The organism is Acinetobacter seohaensis (genome assembly GCF_056431365.1).
On record NZ_JBWKMK010000135.1, the window covers coordinates 1 to 17,460 of the forward strand.

At 41.1% G+C, this 17,460-nt stretch carries 20 protein-coding genes; 16 read left to right on the forward strand and 4 right to left on the reverse strand.

From position 1 onward, the window contains the following. Nucleotides 1-163: 163 nt before the first annotated feature. Nucleotides 164-442, reverse strand: coding sequence for a peptidylprolyl isomerase (locus tag AC07E5_RS12495; RefSeq protein WP_179995517.1), 279 nt, complete (start codon nt 440-442; stop codon nt 164-166). Further along, nucleotides 439-1,299 (reverse strand): bifunctional DNA-formamidopyrimidine glycosylase/DNA-(apurinic or apyrimidinic site) lyase, encoded by an 861-nt coding sequence (mutM, locus tag AC07E5_RS12500; RefSeq protein WP_180072169.1) that lies wholly within the window; start codon nt 1,297-1,299, stop codon nt 439-441. The genes AC07E5_RS12495 and mutM overlap by 4 nt, the downstream gene beginning before the upstream one ends. 379 nt (nt 1,300-1,678) lie before the next feature. Here mutM and AC07E5_RS12505 point away from each other — a divergent pair, with 379 nt between their 5' ends. Together AC07E5_RS12505 and AC07E5_RS12510 are read left to right on the forward strand one after the other, a co-directional pair. Next, a complete protein-coding gene (locus AC07E5_RS12505) occupies nt 1,679-2,815 on the forward strand; it encodes an NADH:flavin oxidoreductase/NADH oxidase (RefSeq protein WP_498625582.1) in 1,137 nt (378 codons plus the stop codon). Between the two features lie 123 nt (nt 2,816-2,938). Continuing rightward, nucleotides 2,939-3,871 carry an AEC family transporter gene (locus AC07E5_RS12510; RefSeq protein WP_498625584.1) on the forward strand — a complete coding sequence of 311 codons (933 nt, stop codon included), beginning with the start codon at nt 2,939-2,941 and terminating at the stop codon, nt 3,869-3,871. A gap of 101 nt (nt 3,872-3,972) precedes the next feature. Here the strand turns inward: AC07E5_RS12510 and AC07E5_RS12515 are convergent, their stop codons facing one another. Together AC07E5_RS12515 and ygfZ are read right to left on the reverse strand one after the other, a co-directional pair. Next, complete coding sequence (locus tag AC07E5_RS12515; RefSeq protein ID WP_131260788.1) at nt 3,973-4,779, reverse strand: tetratricopeptide repeat protein; 807 nt, start codon at nt 4,777-4,779, stop codon at nt 3,973-3,975. Between the two features lie 186 nt (nt 4,780-4,965). After that, nucleotides 4,966-5,688, reverse strand: a complete 723-nt coding sequence (gene ygfZ / locus AC07E5_RS12520; protein ID WP_004972410.1) for a CAF17-like 4Fe-4S cluster assembly/insertion protein YgfZ — start codon at nt 5,686-5,688, stop codon at nt 4,966-4,968. A 256-nt stretch (nt 5,689-5,944) separates the two neighbouring features. On the opposite strand from ygfZ, the gene acnD reads away from it, so the two are divergent. The 14 genes from acnD (at nt 5,945) to AC07E5_RS12590 (ending at nt 17,403) form a co-directional block, all read left to right on the forward strand. Next, nucleotides 5,945-8,551: a Fe/S-dependent 2-methylisocitrate dehydratase AcnD gene (gene acnD, locus AC07E5_RS12525; protein WP_498625586.1), complete on the forward strand. Its 2,607-nt coding sequence runs from the start codon at nt 5,945-5,947 to the stop codon at nt 8,549-8,551. A 295-nt stretch (nt 8,552-8,846) separates the two neighbouring features. Next, entirely contained in the window at nt 8,847-9,077 is a 231-nt protein-coding gene (locus AC07E5_RS12530) for an antitoxin (protein WP_004972406.1), read from the forward strand. Beyond that, nucleotides 9,077-9,496: a type II toxin-antitoxin system tRNA(fMet)-specific endonuclease VapC gene (vapC, locus tag AC07E5_RS12535; RefSeq protein WP_004972405.1), complete on the forward strand. Its 420-nt coding sequence runs from the start codon at nt 9,077-9,079 to the stop codon at nt 9,494-9,496. The genes AC07E5_RS12530 and vapC overlap by 1 nt, the downstream gene beginning before the upstream one ends. A gap of 130 nt (nt 9,497-9,626) precedes the next feature. Then, nucleotides 9,627-9,770, forward strand: a complete 144-nt coding sequence (locus AC07E5_RS12540; protein ID WP_096901556.1) for a zinc ribbon-containing protein — start codon at nt 9,627-9,629, stop codon at nt 9,768-9,770. A gap of 107 nt (nt 9,771-9,877) precedes the next feature. Next, on the forward strand, nt 9,878-10,450 hold the full coding sequence (locus AC07E5_RS12545) for a DUF4126 domain-containing protein (protein ID WP_136144743.1): 573 nt from the start codon (nt 9,878-9,880) through the stop codon (nt 10,448-10,450). Between the two features lie 564 nt (nt 10,451-11,014). Further along, on the forward strand, nt 11,015-11,266 hold the full coding sequence (locus tag AC07E5_RS12550; protein WP_004972400.1) for a DUF6868 family protein: 252 nt from the start codon (nt 11,015-11,017) through the stop codon (nt 11,264-11,266). 119 nt (nt 11,267-11,385) lie between these two features. Beyond that, nucleotides 11,386-12,099: an SIMPL domain-containing protein gene (locus AC07E5_RS12555; protein ID WP_004972399.1), complete on the forward strand. Its 714-nt coding sequence runs from the start codon at nt 11,386-11,388 to the stop codon at nt 12,097-12,099. Between the two features lie 151 nt (nt 12,100-12,250). After that, complete coding sequence (locus AC07E5_RS12560; RefSeq protein ID WP_167845806.1) at nt 12,251-12,916, forward strand: RluA family pseudouridine synthase; 666 nt, start codon at nt 12,251-12,253, stop codon at nt 12,914-12,916. Nucleotides 12,917-13,195: 279 nt separating this feature from the next. Beyond that, nucleotides 13,196-14,128, forward strand: a complete 933-nt coding sequence (locus tag AC07E5_RS12565; protein WP_004972395.1) for an SNIPE associated domain-containing protein — start codon at nt 13,196-13,198, stop codon at nt 14,126-14,128. A gap of 185 nt (nt 14,129-14,313) precedes the next feature. Then, nucleotides 14,314-14,691 (forward strand): ribonuclease E inhibitor RraB, encoded by a 378-nt coding sequence (locus AC07E5_RS12570; protein ID WP_004972392.1) that lies wholly within the window; start codon nt 14,314-14,316, stop codon nt 14,689-14,691. Between the two features lie 115 nt (nt 14,692-14,806). After that, nucleotides 14,807-15,172, forward strand: a complete 366-nt coding sequence (locus tag AC07E5_RS12575) for a DUF488 domain-containing protein (RefSeq protein ID WP_180059928.1) — start codon at nt 14,807-14,809, stop codon at nt 15,170-15,172. A gap of 93 nt (nt 15,173-15,265) precedes the next feature. Further along, nucleotides 15,266-15,607 carry a zinc ribbon domain-containing protein YjdM gene (locus AC07E5_RS12580; RefSeq protein WP_004972388.1) on the forward strand — a complete coding sequence of 114 codons (342 nt, stop codon included), beginning with the start codon at nt 15,266-15,268 and terminating at the stop codon, nt 15,605-15,607. Nucleotides 15,608-15,847: 240 nt separating this feature from the next. Next, on the forward strand, nt 15,848-16,189 hold the full coding sequence (locus AC07E5_RS12585; RefSeq protein WP_004972386.1) for a YegP family protein: 342 nt from the start codon (nt 15,848-15,850) through the stop codon (nt 16,187-16,189). A 146-nt stretch (nt 16,190-16,335) separates the two neighbouring features. Beyond that, the gene (locus AC07E5_RS12590; protein ID WP_179988525.1) at nt 16,336-17,403 is read left to right on the forward strand and encodes a DUF1176 domain-containing protein; all 1,068 of its coding nucleotides are present in this window, start codon (nt 16,336-16,338) and stop codon (nt 17,401-17,403) included. Nucleotides 17,404-17,460: the final 57 nt, after the last annotated feature.

Sequence of the window (17,460 nt, forward strand, 5' to 3'; positions counted from 1 at the left end):
AGGTGCTGCAATGCGCAAGCTTATACATCTGTGTTATGGCGTTTTAAAACATCAGACTGCCTATCAAAGAGATTATTTATTGGTCGAATAATCTCAAAACCTGATTGACTACCAAGACGGTATCTCATATCCTGAAAGGAGGGGGAACTTTGGAAATTATAAATCACATCCGAAACTTGATTTCTACCAAATGAAAACCAAACTGGCTTTTCACAGGACCATGTAGTACGCGCTCTGCTGCGGTAAACACCAACTTATCAATCACAGGTACCAGTTGTCCTTTTTTGACCTCACCCAATTCACCCCCTTTTTTACCAGAAGGGCAGGTCGAAAATTGTTTGGCAATTTTGGCAAAATCAGCACCTGATTGAATCCGCTTTTTCAGTTGCTCACAGGTTTCTTTATCTTTCACTAAGATATGACGCACAATTGCGGTTCTCATATTGATTTACCTCGTTTGCTTGTTGCAGCTTTGGTCGCGGTAGGTACTTTTTTCAAAGGCTGACATTCAGGACAAAATACCGAGGCACGTTGGCCCAGTTTTAAATTTTCTAGTGTGGTTTCACAGTTCACACACATTTCACCTGCACGTCCATACGCCAACAAGGTTTGTTGGAAATAGCCATTTTCGCCCATCGCATTGCTGTAATCACGTAAGGTCGAACCGCCTAAATCAATCGCTTGTTTTAAAATGCGTTTGATTTCGAGCACTAGTTTTTCAATCTGTTTCAAACTGAGTGATGATGCAGGTTGTGCAGGGTGAATACCTAAATTAAACAGACTTTCCGTGGCATAAATATTGCCCACACCCACCACGACATGGTTATCCATAATTGCAACTTTGATGCCAACATTTTTGTTTTTGAGCTTCTGTGCAAGATAGTCGGGGTTAAAAGCGTCACTTAAAGGCTCAGGGCCAAGTGGATCAATCAGTTTCTGTTGCGAGCTTTCATCTAGCCATAAAATACAACCAAAACGACGTGGGTCGTGGTAGCGCAATTGCATATCTTCAAATTGAATAATCAGATGGTCGTGTTTGCGTAAATCTTCATGTGCATCGCAAAGACGAAAACTGCCTGACATACCCAAATGCCACAACATACTGTCTTGTTCAAACTGCGCCAAAATGTATTTGGATCTGCGGGTCAATTGCAGCAGTTTTTGCCCTTTAAGTTTGAGCAAGTCATCTGGAATGGGCCAGCGTAAACTGGCTTGACGCACTTCTACATTGATAACTTTTTGTTCAAGCAGGGGCAATAAACTGGTTTTAGTGGTTTCAACTTCGGGTAATTCAGGCATGGGACGCTTTTGATCAAAGAATAAGGCAATTGGGCGGAAGCATTAAAACTGATGCACTTAATATAGGGGATGATTGGCAGAATACAAGTCATTGACAAGTACCGCAAAATTATTCTGTGTGCAGTAAAATGCTGTCTTTGCAAAAATGATACAACACGTTATAAATAAAATACTTTTTATGTTGAGTATCTTGCATCATTTGAGTTAGTTTTAATTCAAATTTTCAGAAAATAGATTCATCCCGCCATCTTAAAAATGTAGTCTGCTTTAAAGTGGATGATTGCTTTAAACAACAATGTTGGCATGGATGAATTAACTTCAAATTATCTTTGATCAGGTTACATTTTGAGTGTAATCGCACAATATGAGGGCGTGCAGCGTGACGTTACTTTTTCAGCCGATTCAATTTGGATCACTGCAACTTGCCAACAAAATTGTTATCGCTCCGATGTGTCAATATTCTGCCAATGAACAAGGTGAATTGAGCTATTGGCATGAGCAGCAATGGGCCAATTATGCCTTGTCCGGCGCAGGGATGTGTATAGTAGAAGCCACGGCAGTGCAGGCAGAAGGACGTATTAGTTATGCAGATTTAGGCTTATGGAATGACATTCAGCGTGCGCAGATGAAAGCACTATTGCATAAAGTTAAAAGTTTATCGCCTATGCCATTTGCTGTGCAGTTGGCACATGCGGGTCGTAAAGCTTCAACCGATAAACCGTGGCAGGGCAAAGGACAGTTTGCACCGAATGAAGAACATGGCTGGCAGACGGTATCGGCCAGTGAGTTGCCATTTCAATCGCACGAACATCCACCGCATGCTTTAACGCAAGATGAAATTCAACAGGTGATTGCAGACTTTGCCAGCGCCGCAGTGCGAGCAGTGGATGCAGGTTTTGACTTAATCGAAATTCATGCCGCACATGGCTATTTATTGCATCAATTTATGTCGCCATTGTCTAATCACCGCCAAGATGAATATGGCGGCAGTTTGGAAAATCGGATTCGCCTTACATTGGAAGTATTTCAAGCCATTCAAAATGCTGTTCCACAAGGCTATCCAATTGGGGTGCGAATTTCTGCAACAGACTGGATGGATGATGCAGAGGGTTGGAATGTGGAATCTTCAGTAGGTTTGGCAAAAGCACTGGAGCATTTAGGTGCGGCTTATATTCACGTGTCGAGCGGTGGTTTGCATGTCGATCAAAAAATTGATTTACATGCGGGTTATCAAACACCATTTGCACATGCCATTAAGCAAGCTGTAAAAATTCCTGTAATTGCGGTGGGTTTGATTACCGAAGCGATGCAGGCAGAAGGTATTTTGCAATATGAACAGGCCGATGCGATTGCGATCGCACGTGCGATTTTATATGACCCTCGTTGGCCATGGCATGCTGCGGCAGAATTGGGTGAAAAAATTGAGATTGCCCCGCAATATTTGCGCTGTCAGCCGCATGGGTTCCGTACTTTATTTGCGCCGTTTAAATCCACAGATACGGAAGTGGAATCCTAATATTTTATCTGCTTAAAATAAGTGAAACTTACACTATTTTGCCGTGCTTTATAGGGAGATTCGGTGTAAGCTAAATCAGTAAAACCATGTCGATCATGGGCAACACTGAAAAAGGATGTCAGGGTGTTACTGAGTATTTTATTTCCCATTTGTACCGTAGTACTGTTGGGATATTTTGCCGTCAGAAGCCAATTTATTGAGACCAGTGCGATTCAGTTTCTAGGTCAATTTGTCATGAAAGTGGCGTTGCCTGCATTTCTATTGCAGGCATTGGCCAGTAAAAGTTTGTCAGAAATCTGGCATCCCGCTTATTTTTTAGGTTACGGTAGCGGTTCTATTCTGCTGTTTATCTTTGCCTTTTTACTGTATCGGCATTATTTTAATTCAAACTTAACCCATGCCAGTGTCTTGGCAATGGGTGCATCAATGTCAAATACAGGGTTTATTGGCACTGCTATTTTGACTTTGTTGATTGGCAGTCAATCGGCAATTTATTTGTCTTTAACTTTAATTGTCGAAAATTTAATTATTGTGGCATTGATGCTGATTTTGGCAGAACGAGGGCTACAATCTTCAGCGAAATCAGGTTGGCAGGTGTATGCCGAAACTGTGCAGCGCTTACTGAAAAATCCAGTAATTTTATCTATTTTATTGGGTATGCTGTGCGTATTGTTGAATTTCAAACTGCCGCAAGCTATTGCACAAGTGCTGGAAATGTTGGGCAAAACTGCTTCACCTTTGGCTTTATTTGTGATTGGTGGAAGTTTGGTCGGCATGCAAATCAAGTCGGTGAATTTGCAAAGTATTGTTTTGGTTGCATTCAAAGTATTGCTGATGCCACTCACGATTTTTGGAATTTTATGGGCATTAGATGTGAACCGAGAAATGCTATTTGTCGGGACTTTGCTTGCGGCTTTACCAATGCCAATTGCCTTTGGTATTTTCGGGCAGCACTATGGTTTACATGAAAAAGCCTTAGCCCCCTTGGTGTTGAGTACAGTTTTTGGTTTTGTGATGGTGGCGATTTTATTGACACAATCGGGTAAGTATTTATAGCAACGGTATCGAAGTGCTCAAATCATAAAAAAGTCTGTACCATGCTGATACAGACTTTTTTTAAAATTTCTCTGATTAATAGCCTTTATAAAGAAACTATCTTAACTTTTCTTAGCGGTTGCCTTGTTGGAAGCTTTGGCTTGATCTGCCATCATTTTTTCAACCACAGCCAATGATTCTTTGGCTTGCGCTACATTTTCCTGTGCCAGTGAGGCAAAAATCTTTTTCGCTTCAGGCAAGTTTTGCGGCACGATATTGCCATTCACAAACATATTGCCCACTGCCATGAGTGCAGGAATATAACCCTTTTGCGCCAAGTTTTGAATGCTTTGCAGCCCTTGCTTAATTGGTGCTTCATCTTTGTTTTTAAAGCCTGTGCTAATTTCGTACAAGGCTTTTGCATGTATGGCTTGATAATGATCTTTGGCAATTAAAGGTTGTAATAGTTTTAAACCTTTTTGGTCAGATGCTGCCGTATTTTCCGAGAAATATAAAACGGCTAAATCGACTGTGGCATCATTAAAACCCTGATTGGATGCCGTCTGTAAATATTGTTTGGCTTTAGCAGCATCCTGTTTTAAACCCAGTGCGCCAGTAAGATAGTTTTTGCCTAAAACATAACTCGCAACTGGGTAGCCTTTTTGGGCAGATTGCTCATACAACTGAATGGCTTTCTTTTCATTTTTTGCTGTGCCTTGTCCAGTTTGTGTCAAATAGCCTAAGTTATACATGGCTTGCGCATTGCCTGTTTTGGCAAGCTTTTCTAATTCCTGATAGGCATCTTTAACCTTGTTGGCTTGAATTAATTGTTCAATTTTGGCAAAAGCAGGATCAGTTGGAATGTTGCTATTTGCCATACTGATGCTGCTAGATAGGGCGATTGCACCCGCAATGAGTAGTTTTTTCATCATTTGAGTTGTACCTTGTTCTCTTTTACACATCATTCCGTTGATGTGCGTTTTGTTTTTACAGTGGTGCATTCATCATAAGTTGAAAAGTGTGAATGTAAATATAAAAAATGTGTACGAATGCTTTTTCATTGTCATTTGAAGGGAATCTTGCGACTCCCTTAACCTGAGCGGGTGGAATCTATTTTATTGCGGACGTGCAACATCGCCATTCAAATGTTCAGGCAAAGCCAATACTTGTACAGCTAACTCTTCCAAAGCACTTGGTTTGGCAACCACCAACGCTTTAAAACCTTCTGCAGTCGCTATGCTATTCACCACTTCCACATCATTATTCAGTTTGGCGGCAGGTGCAGGGGCTTCGCCTGAACCCTGAATTAAATGCAACCAGTGTTTTGGTTTGGCTTTAAACCATAAACGTGCCACGACTTCCTGACCCAAATAACAGCCTTTGTCATAATGCACGCCATCTCGTTGATGCAAACGCAATTCCTGCGGTTGAAACACTTCTGCTGTTGAGGCTTGAATCCATGCCTGACCTGTTTCAATCGCTTGTAGTTGCCATGCGTTTAAATCAGTCACTTCAGCTGAAAATTCAGTTTGATTGCCCTGAATGGTTGGGTAAACCGTACCGATGGTTTCAAGCTGCATTTTTGAAAATGCACCAAACTTTTTAATGTGTTTGGCTAAATCTTCGGCTTGGTCGGCTGTGCTGATGATTTCAAAACATTCGGACGAGATTTTTTTAAGCCAGAAGCCAAACTGAACGCGTCCTTTTAAACTGCAAATTGCGGTATAACAGGTTGTATTTTCAGCTAATGTTTCGACATTGACTGTTACCTGACCTTGCAGGAATTTTTGTGCATCGACACCGTTTAAACTTAAAGCACTGAAAGCTAAATCGCGCATGAATAACCTTTCACATTGAAATCTAAGACTAAAGAATGAGGTCAATTTTGCGCTATTTTTCAAAAAAAAGCATTTTTAGGGCAAGAATTTTACTCAAAATGTAATTAAATGTTTCAAAAACCCCTGTTTTTATATTTAAGTGTATGAAATATATAGGATTTGGGAAATGGGTTTTTGGCAGCGTACAATGCTTTCGACGGGTGGAAACAATCATCCCATAAGATGTTGAGAACAATAGAGTAAGGGCGAATACCAGATGAATAACAACTACCGCAAACCACTGCAAGGCACTCAGCTCGATTTTTATGACGTGCGACAAGCCGTTGAAGATATCCAGCCAGGCGCTTATGCCAAACTTCCTTATACCTCAAAAGTACTTGCAGAACAGTTAGTGCGCCGTTGTGATCCTGCAATTTTAGAACAATCTTTAAAACAATTGATTGAGCGTAAACAAGAGCATGATTTTCCGTGGTATCCAGCGCGTGTGGTATGTCACGACATCTTGGGGCAAACTGCGCTCGTTGACTTAGCAGGTTTACGTGATGCAATTGCCGATCAAGGTGGCGATCCTTCTAAAGTGAATCCTGTCGTACCTACCCAGTTAATTGTCGATCACTCTTTAGCTGTGGAATATGGCGGTTTTGACCCAGATGCTTTCCGTAAAAACCGTGAAGTGGAAGATCGTCGTAATGAAGACCGTTTCCACTTTATTGAATGGACGAAAACTGCATTTGAAAATGTTGATGTGATTCCTGCGGGCAACGGCATCATGCACCAGATTAATCTGGAAAAAATGTCTCCAGTCATTCAAAACCGTGAAGGCATTGCATTCCCAGATACTTGTGTGGGTACAGATTCACATACACCACATACCGATGCTTTGGGTGTCATTTCTGTGGGTGTGGGCGGTCTTGAAGCTGAAAACGTAATGTTGGGTCGTGCTTCTTGGATGCGTCTGCCAGATATTATTGGTGTTGAGTTGGTTGGTCAGCGTCAGGCGGGTATTACGGCAACCGACATCGTATTGGCTTTAACTGAGTTCTTGCGTAAAGAGCGTGTGGTCGGTGCGTATTTGGAATTCTTTGGTGAAGGTGCAGATAGCATGTCGGTCGGGGATCGTGCCACGATTTCTAACATGACACCTGAATATGGTGCAACTGCTGCCATGTTCTACATCGACCAAAACACCATTGACTATTTAACCTTAACAGGTCGTGAAGCAGATCAGATCAAACTGGTTGAAACTTATGCCAAAGAAATTGGTCTTTGGGCATCTGAAATGACTCAGGCTGAATATCCACGTGTATTACGTTTTGATCTTTCAACGGTAACTCGTAATATTGCAGGCCCATCGAATCCGCATGCACGTGTTTCAACTGCAGACCTAAAAGAAAAAGGCATTGCAGGTGTGGTTGAAAACCGTACCGATGGTTTAATGCCAGATGGTGCCATCATCATCGCTGCGATTACTTCTTGTACCAATACCTCAAACCCGCGTAATACTGTAGCAGCAGGTTTGTTGGCACGTAAAGCCAATGAGTTAGGTTTAGTACGCAAACCTTGGGTGAAATCATCATTTGCACCAGGTTCTAAAGCGGCTGCATTGTATTTGGAAGAAGCAGGCGTACTGAAAGACTTAGAAAAACTTGGTTTTGGTATTGTGGCTTATGCATGTACCACCTGTAACGGTATGTCGGGCGCATTAGACCCAGCGATTCAACAAGAAATCATTGACCGTGACTTGTATGCGACTGCGGTGCTGTCGGGCAACCGTAACTTTGATGGTCGTATCCATCCGTATGCGAAACAAGCATTTTTGGCATCGCCACCGTTGGTTGTGGCTTATGCGATTGCAGGAACGATTCGTTTTGACATCGAAAAAGATGCTTTGGGCACAGATCAAAATGGCAACCCAATTTATCTGAAAGATATTTGGCCATCTGATGCTGAAATTGATGCCTTGGTGAAAGAATCGGTTAAACCTGAACAATTCCGCCAAGTGTATATTCCAATGTTCGATTTGGGCGAGTCAGAAAAATCTGAAAGTCCGCTCTACGACTGGCGTCCACAAAGTACTTATATCCGCCGTCCACCATATTGGGAAGGCGCATTGGCTGCGCCACGTACTTTAGCCAATATGCGTCCGTTGGCAATTTTGGGCGATAACATCACCACAGACCATTTATCTCCATCGAATGCGATTATTTTAGACTCGGCAGCAGGGGAGTATTTGGCAAAAATGGGCTTGCCAGAAGAAGATTTCAACTCTTATGCAACGCATCGCGGTGATCACCTGACTGCACAACGTGCAACTTTGGCGAATCCGAAATTGTTTAATGAAATGGTGGTGCGTTCAGACGGCACAATTAAGCAAGGTTCTAAAGCGCGTGTTGAGCCTGAAGGCGAAGTAATGCGTATGTGGGAAGCGATTGAAACTTATATGAACCGTAAGCAGCCGTTAATTATTATTGCGGGTGCAGATTATGGTCAGGGTTCAAGCCGTGACTGGGCTGCAAAAGGTGTGCGTCTTGCGGGTGTGGAAGCAATTGTAGCTGAAGGTTTTGAGCGTATTCACCGTACCAACTTGGTGGGTATGGGCGTATTGCCACTTGAGTTTAAAGCGGGTGTAAACCGTAAAACTTTAGGTTTGGATGGTACGGAACTTTATAGCGTGATTGGTAATATTGCGCCAGGTTCAACTTTGACTTTGGTGATTGAGCGTTCAACGGATGATGGTAAAAACCAAACGATTGAAGTGCCTGTAACTTGTCGTTTAGATACCGAAGAAGAAGTATCTGTGTATGAAGCGGGCGGTGTATTGCAACGCTTTGCGCAGGACTTCTTGGAAGGGAATGTGGCTTGATGATGTTTTAAGAATCTTCTTTAATTTTTATTCTTTAAAGAAGTGTTAGAGAATGATTATTGTTGAGAAAAGACCTCATGATTAAGTGAGGTCTTTTTTTCTGGAAGATGAATATATTGTGAATTAAACAGCAAATTCTTTGTAAACCTAACTTAATTTTCTAAAAAGTATCATTCATTCAAAAAATCAGCAGTTATCAAAAACAATAAAATTTAAAAATGGAAGTTTCGTTGGTTGAAAAACATTCAATAAATACCTATCATAAGGTATGTATTAAAAACGATGGAGTAGCCCAATGACTACCGCAAAAGTTTTTATGACAGGACGAAGTCAAGCCATTCGATTGCCTAAAGAATTTCGCTTTGAAGGCAAAGAAGTTGAAATTTTTCGTCGTGGTGATGAAGTCATTCTCCGTGAAAAACCCGTCACAGTAGATCGGTTATTTAAAGCGTTATCCCAAATGCCAAATGACTTTTATGCAGATGAAAGAGAAGATCTGCCGCCTCAAGAACGGGAAATGTTCTAATGCAAGTACAATATTTATTAGATACAAATATTTGTATTTACATTATTAAATACCGACCTGAAATTGTGCGTCAGCATTTTGAAAAACATCTTCCGCATCGAAATATATTAATTTCTGTCATTACGTTGGGAGAATTACGTTTTGGTGCAGAAAAAAGTCAACATAAAGAAAAGGCTTTAAAAGTCATAGATGAATTAACATCAATGATTCAAGTGGTTGAATTGGATGAAAATGTTGCACACCATTATGCAGAAATACGCCAGAACCTTGCATCTAAGGGGCAGATCATTGGCGCAAATGACTTATGGTTAGCAGCACATGCACGTGCAAATCATTGGGTCATGGTCACCAATAACGAAAAAGAATTTACTCGTGTCGATGGATTAAAAGTCGAAAACTGGGTATCTAATCCTTTGTAAGTGAGTTAGATTTTTTATAAAAATCATCCTTTGCCCAACTGCCATCATCACCTGTCAAAATGGACAATAGACAATCATCACAGAATAGATATACTGGATTGACCATTTCTAAACCACACGGAGAACAAAGATGGTAACTGCAGGTGATAAACCAGGAACAGGCTTCTATTTTTGTGTCCAATGCGGGCATCGCGTTTACTTAGAAATTGGTACAGACCGTCTACCACCGTGTACCAAATGCCATGGCACCGAATATAACAACAAGGTTGCCTAAGCTACACGACTTAAAACAGCTGATCCTGTTTTTAATCTAAAGCCCTATCACCCGATGGGGCTTTTTGCTATTTTACCCATAGAAAACCCAAGGCAATGAGGTACAACATGGAAACAATACTCGGTTTATGTGTCGGCATTGGGCTAAGTGCTGCCAGTGGTTTTCGGGTTTTCGTACCTATATTGGTTATGAGTGTTGCCGCGCTCATGGGTTGGTTTGAACCCTTAAAAGGTTTTGAATGGTTGGCGATGCCTGCTGTTTGTCTGGCTTTGACCGTGGCAACAATCAGTGAAATTGCTGCGTATTATGTACCGTGGGTTGATAACTTACTCGATACCGTTGCAACGCCTGCCGCCATGATTGCAGGTACACTCACCACAATGGCTGTAAGCAGTGGCGAAATGTCGCAATTTGCCAGTTGGGCTTCTGCCATTATTGTCGGTGGTGGAACAGCAGGTGTGGTGCAAATGAGTACAGTTGCGGCACGTGGTGTATCAACCGCAACCACAGGCGGTGTTGCAAATCCTGTGATTTCTACAGGAGAGTGGATTGGGGCTGCCGTACTTTCAGTGTTGTCCTTCATTGTGCCTGTATTGGTGGTTTTTGTGGTGCTCCTGACCTTAATTTGGGCAATTCGCTGGATTCGAGGAAAAAAGAAAGTTGTTGAATCCTCCACATAGGTTTGTGGTCAGTTTGAAAATATTTTAAAAATAAGTGTGGTAATAAATTTAATATTTGAGCTTTATTTGATGATTTAAGTGCATAAAAAATGTCTATTTGGAAAATTTTTTAAAATATGACTTAAAAAGTGATAAAAATTTTAAAAATTAATCAAAATAAAATCATTACGGGGAAACAATCCCATCCTCAAATCACTACTATATATCTCAAGGGTGTGATGGGGATCGAAAAGAGTAGATTGCTACCAGTTGCGTACAACGTGCGTGTAGTACTTACCCAAAAGGTCTCGATTCGGCTTAGGACGCTATAAACCAGAAGTTTATAGGCTATAAGATCATGGCTTATCCAGCATGATAGTTGAAGTAAACCACAGTTGTTTTCCCTAACACCCTAAAGAATATTGTTAAAAATATAAAAAACAAAACAAGATCAAGACAATAAAATCCAGACAAAATAAAAGCTTAAATGAATTTTAAACCATCTTTCTGCTACAAAACTCCCATCAAATTTTTCATTCAAATCTGTTAATTTGCAATAATCATCTACATCTAATTAGGTGTGATATGAGTGTTGATTACGATTTTTGGTGTCGTTTATTACTGACCTGCGCACTGATTAACTATGCCATTTTAATGCTGTGGTTTGTGGTGGTGATTTTCGCGCATGACTGGCTGCGACAGTTACATGGCAGATGGTTCAAATTGTCAGATGCAAGTTTTGATGCCATTCATTATGGCGGCATGGCAGTCTATAAAATTGGGGTATTGCTATTGAATATTGCGCCACTCATTGCGCTGTATATGATGCGACCTTAATTTAAAACTCTATAAACAAGCATCGAAAAGCATAGAAACAACCACTTTAGACAGTACATTAAAAACACACGGTCATTGAAATAGAGGCGAAAAGCCCGCAATTTGAGGAGTTGGCAAACATGAATCAATTTAAACCTGCATTGATTTTAGGCGGTCTAATTTGTTTGGGAATGGTGCTCGCAGGTTGGATATTGGGCAATAGCGCACTCAAAATTAAACAATATGAGCGTGTGGTTTCAGTCAAAGGTTTGTCTGAACGTGAAGTAAAAGCCAATGTCGCGGTGTGGCCAATTCGTTTTAGTACCGCCAGTCAAGACTTGGCCGCGCTGTACGACACCATGCAAAGCCAAACATCCCAGATTCAAAACTTTTTAAAAAATGAAGGTTTTAGTCCTGAAGAAATCACCATTGCTGCTCCTGTAATTACCGATAAATACGCCCAGCAATATGGTGGCGATGGCAATGTTGCTTTGCGTTATACCGCACATCAAACCATTACGGTCTATACCAAAAATATTGATAAAGTGCGCAGCGCACAAAGCCGTTTGGTCGATTTAGGCAAAAATGGAATTGCCTTTGGTGGTGAAGATTACGGGCAACGTACCGAATATTTATATACACAACTAAATGACATTAAACCTGCCATGATTGAGCAAGCCACACAAAATGCCCGCAGTGTTGCAGAAAAATTTGCTGCAGATTCTGACAGTCGTTTAGGCAAAATTAAATCGGCCAATCAGGGCGTATTTAGTATTGAAGACCGTGACAGCAACACGCCATATTTGAAAAAAGTACGTGTGGTGTCTACGGTGGAATACTATTTAGCAGACTAAGTTTCGCAGACTAAGTTTGACAGATTAAGCTTGGCAGACTCAGCCAATTTAAAATCTAAATCTTTACACTAAAAAGTACATCGCCCGACTGAATTGACAGTTTGGGCTGTGCTTGATATTTTGCCCGCACCGCTTTGCATGCTGTATGTTCATGGCTTTAAACGACAACTTTATTTATGCACCTCCACAAGAACCTTTAGTGATTGTCTATGAAGATGACGACTTATTGGTGATTGATAAGCCAGCAGGTTTATTGTCTGTGCCTGGACGTTTGCCTCAACATCAAGACAGCGCATATTTAAGAGTGCTCGCAAATTATCCTCAGGCAAAAATTGCCCATCGTTTAGACATGGCCACCTCAGGTATTCTCATGTTTGCCAAGCATCGTGATGCAGAAGTCGCATTGAGTAAAATGTTTCAGGCACGAACAGTAGAAAAAAACTACATTGCTTTAATTCAAGGCAAACTTGAAGGTGAGGGCAGTGTCGATGTGCCTTTAATTACTGACTGGGAAAACCGTCCACGCCAAATTGTGCATTTCGATTTAGGCAAGCCTGCGCAAACGCTGTATCAAGCTTTGGAATATTGTGCGGTTGAAGATATTACCCGTGTTTTGCTCACCCCAATCACAGGGCGTTCGCATCAGTTACGGGTACACATGCAATATATTGGACATCCCATTACAGGCGATAAGTTATATCATCCTGAACCGAAAAAAAGTACTTTAGGTCGGATGGCGCTGCATGCCAGTTATTTGGCTTTCACGCAACCTTTAAGCCAAGTTCCTGTTGCAATTCGAGCACAGCTTCCTTTTTAGAGATTTTGGGATTCAATTTTTCTAACAGGCGCATATTTTTCAATTTTTTTGTGAAAATACTCAAAAATTGGGATAGTCTTCGTGCCGCTAACTCGCTAACGTATCCTTAGAGCTGTCGTTATTCATTTGCCTTGGCATAAATGAAGGAAATGAATAACTCGCTGTTTTAAAATTTTGTGTTTTTGAGTGTGGTGGGCTATCAAAGCGGGTTAGAAAGCGTTTTTAAAACTGAAGATGACTTTTTAAAATATGGCAGACCAATGCGGTGGGAGAAGTTATATGCTGTATATATTGGGTGCAATCATTATTGTTTTGGTGGTGATTATTTTTTGGCAATCTCAGCGCCGCCGTGAGTTGTCTGCCAGCATTCAATCTTTACAAAGCAATTTAGACCGCACTCGCTCCAATTTGGCGTCCGATGAGTTAGAAAGTAATGAATTAGAGCATCAGCTCACCATGCTACGCATCGAAATAGGCAGTTTAAAAGGTCGTTTAGAAACCTTGCAGCACTATCAACATATTTTAGACGTTGAGCAATATGTATTAGAACGTCGTCAACAAGTAGAAATGTTTGTAGAAATGATTAAATCCGAAGCGGAAAATACGCGGGAGCAGTGCAAGCAACAAGTTGAAAAAGTCCGAGATTTTTTAGCCGAGCATGAGCAAAAAACCAAAGCCAAAACGCTTAAAACAGCACAAGATCAATTGGGTGCTTTTTATAACTTGGTTGAAGAACGTCAGCAACTCGAACAGATTATGACCGCGCTGTATCATAAAATTGAACATCATACGCCTGCTTTTCAGTTGCCTGCACAGCAGCTATTGGATGATCTGATTGAAGGTTATGGCTATAGTGATGCAGCACAACACCTGCAGCAAGTACGACACAAGATTCAAGATGCGGTCAAAAATCAAGAAGTTGCGCATTGTGCTTTTGTCGATGAGCAACGCCGTCTAGCGGCAGTGACTTTGCTGGCTCAAGCATTTAATAGTAAAGCAGATTTATATTTGGCGCAGCTGACTGAACATAATCTGGCTGAATCGCTTCAAGCTTTGCAGGATGATTTTACTTTGCTGAATCATTATGCGGCTGCATTTGGACACGCAAAAATTCTAGACTCTTACTTAACACTTCGACAAGAAGAATTAAAGTTTGCTGCTTTACTGTTGGCATTTAAACAGGAAAGCATCTTGTCAGATGCCACAAATTAAACTGGCTGCAAATGCTTAAAGCAATTGTAGTGTCATGTAAAAGCAAGCTTCTGGGTAATTCAGACTAAAGTCAGTGTAAAACGAGATGAAAATTGAGTCCTTCGGGCAAATTTGTGCTATGTTGAATTCACTATTTTGTCACTTGCCAGATATATATTGGCTAAAAAGATAACAAGGATATTCGCATGACACGTGACTATGAACAATTCCCTGATGATGATAATGGCAATGTACTTTGGCAAATGCATGAAGATGGGGATGACCTGACAGAGCCACATGAGATTGAGTACTCCATCGCTTTTACCACACAAGAACAAGCTGAAAAATGTGCTTTGTATTTGTTGGCCGAAGAACAAAAAATTTCATTATTCCAAGATGAAGAATCTGACGCAGTTGAATGGATCATTACCATTTATGTTTACATGGAACCAGAGTATTCAGACATTGTCGATTTAGAGCAATGGTTCAGCAAAATTGCTGAAGAACATGGCGGTGAATACGATGGCTGGGGCTGTATGGCTTACGTCTACGATGATGAAGACGAAGACGATTACGAAGATTAAATCGGGTATCTGAAAAGCATGTGTTGATCACATGCTTTTTTATTTGTGATACATAATCTGCTGCCTAAAACTTTGGCGCTGATGACGTCATCATAAAAGATGCAGAGGTGCAAATATGGATATTGCAATCAAACGCGCTTATCTTGAAGCGACTCAGGCAGATGGAACACGGGTGCTGGTTGATCGCTTATGGCCGCGTGGTGTGAGTAAAGAGCGCGCTCGTATTGACTTATGGCCCAAAGAAATTACGCCTTCGACTGGGCTGCGTAAATGGTATCATCAAAACCCTGAACAACATTGGGATGAGTTTCAGCAGCGTTATATAGCTGAATTAGCAGAGCAAGAAGAGGCTTTACAGGCGTTGTGTGAACTGGCACAGCAGCAAAAAATCACTCTGGTCACAGCAGCTAAAGATGAGCAGCACAATCATGTAGTGGTATTAAAACGCGTGATGCTGCAACGCTTAGCACAGTCCAATTAAAGAGTTTTATTTGATTATCCTTGTGCTTTATAAGGATTTTAAGTTTATGAAAATTCAGTAAAAAATGCTATAATATAGTTTTTGAGGTTTTTTATGTCTTTGCCAAATTGCCCAAAATGCCAATCAGAATACACTTACCAAGATGGCGACCTACTGATTTGTCCTGAATGCTCACATGAGTGGAAAGAAGGGGAACAGCTAGAAGAAACTGCTGCTGTGATTAAAGATGCAAACGGCAACGTGTTGGCAGATGGCGACACGGTGACTGTGATTAAAGACCTGAAGATTAAAGGTTCTTCGGCTGCTGTAAAAGTGGGAACGAAAGTGAAAAATATTCGCTTAATTCCAGATGCAGCAGATGGTCATGACATTGATTGTAAGATTGATGGCATGGGGGCTATGAAATTAAAATCTGAATATGTGAAAAAAGCTTAAGTTTAAGCAGATTTCAACAGCGCAGGCGACTTGAGTTGCCTGCGCTTTTTTATGGAGTTTATAAAAGTATTTTAGTATTCAAATTGAGCAACAATAACTTTAAGAGTGTACAAAATTAATACTGTTTTCTTGTGCCTAAGTCCTTTATATTTTAAGTGAAAAGAATAATTTTTAGGCAGTTTAAAGCCTAGCATCATTCAACAACACACTTCACCACTCATAAGAAAACTGGGGGCAAGTATGTCAGGATGGTTTGAGATTTCACAAGCAAGCAATGGTCAGTACCGCTTTGTACTTAAAGCTGGGAATGGCGAAATTATCTTAACCAGTGAACAGTATAAGGCGAAAGCATCGGCAAAAAATGGCATCGCTTCGGTACAAAAGAACAGTCAGGATGATGGGCGTTATGATCGACTGACATCTAAGAATGATAAGCCGTATTTTAATTTAAAAGCTGCCAACCATCAGATTATTGGTACGAGTCAGCTCTATACTTCTGAACAATCACGTGACAAAGGAATTGAGTCAGTGAAAACCAATGGCGCAAGCACCACGGTCAAGGATTTAACACAGGAATCGTAATTTTTTACATTAAATCTTGATGTTCAATTGCATTAGAAAAGCATGCTCTGGCGTGCTTTTTTATTGAGCTGAGTAGGCAAGGTGCTAAATTTAGCTTTGATTGAGCCGTTGAATTATAGATGACCATTTCAGGAGTTGCGAAGATTATGAATTTCAGATGCAATCTAAAAATATTGCTGGCGATCAGTGGTTTATTCGGTAGTGTTGGTATTTTTGCAGCACCGATCACTGCTGAAAAAACGATTGCTTCAAGCCAGTCGACTGCTTTGCAAGGACTGTATTTTCAGCATCAAGATTGGGAGTTGGCCTGTGATAATACAGGAACCTGCCGTGCCGCAGGCTACCAAAGCGATGATGATTTTGAACAACCGATCAGTATGTTATTGACCCGTCAAGCAGGTGCAAAGAGTGCTGTACAAGGGCAATTGCAAATTCAAGAAGATATTGCTCAAGCGACTTTATTTTTAAATGGACGCACTTTGCAACAATTAAACTTTCATGAAAGTATCGCCAATTTATCTGCTGCCAGTGTGCAAAAGCTGTTGGCGCAGGCGCGTCAGCATGTCGTGATCGAGTTAAAACATGGTCAACAACGCTGGAAATTGTCTGATGCAGGCATGAGTGCAGTGTTGCTAAAAATGGATGAATTTCAAAAACGTGTGGGTACAGACTCCGCAATATTGGCAAAAGGCAATCAAGCATCCACGCAGGTCTTAAAAGCGCAAGCGATGCCTAAAATTAACATTCTCATGCAGCCTCAACACCGAACCGCCAAAGCACAGGTGCTTACCGCGGCCAGTGCAGAAAAGTTATATCCAATTTTACAAAAAACCGTAGATCGTGAAGATTGTTATATGCTGTTTGAACCTGAACAAGCAGAACAGCAGATTCATACTTATCCCTTAAATCAAGATAGCGTGTTGGTTGAGGCAAGCTGTTGGCGAGGGGCTTATAATTGGGGTGTGGCTTATTGGGTTATGGATAAAAAACTGCAAAAGATACAGCAATTTGTAACTGATTCTGCTTCAGAATTTAGCAATGGACAGATTTTTGCCTATCAAAAAGGGCGTGGAATTGGCGATTGTTTCAGTCAAATTGAGTGGGCGTGGAATGGTCAGCAGTTTGTCAAAAGCTATCAATTCGATGCAGGACAATGCAAAGGTTTTGCAGGCAGTGCATGGGAAATGCCAAGCTTTGTCAGCAAGGTTGAATAGCCGATATTCACTAGGGGCTTTTGACATTTCATAAATGGCTTGCGCTGTAGGCTAAAA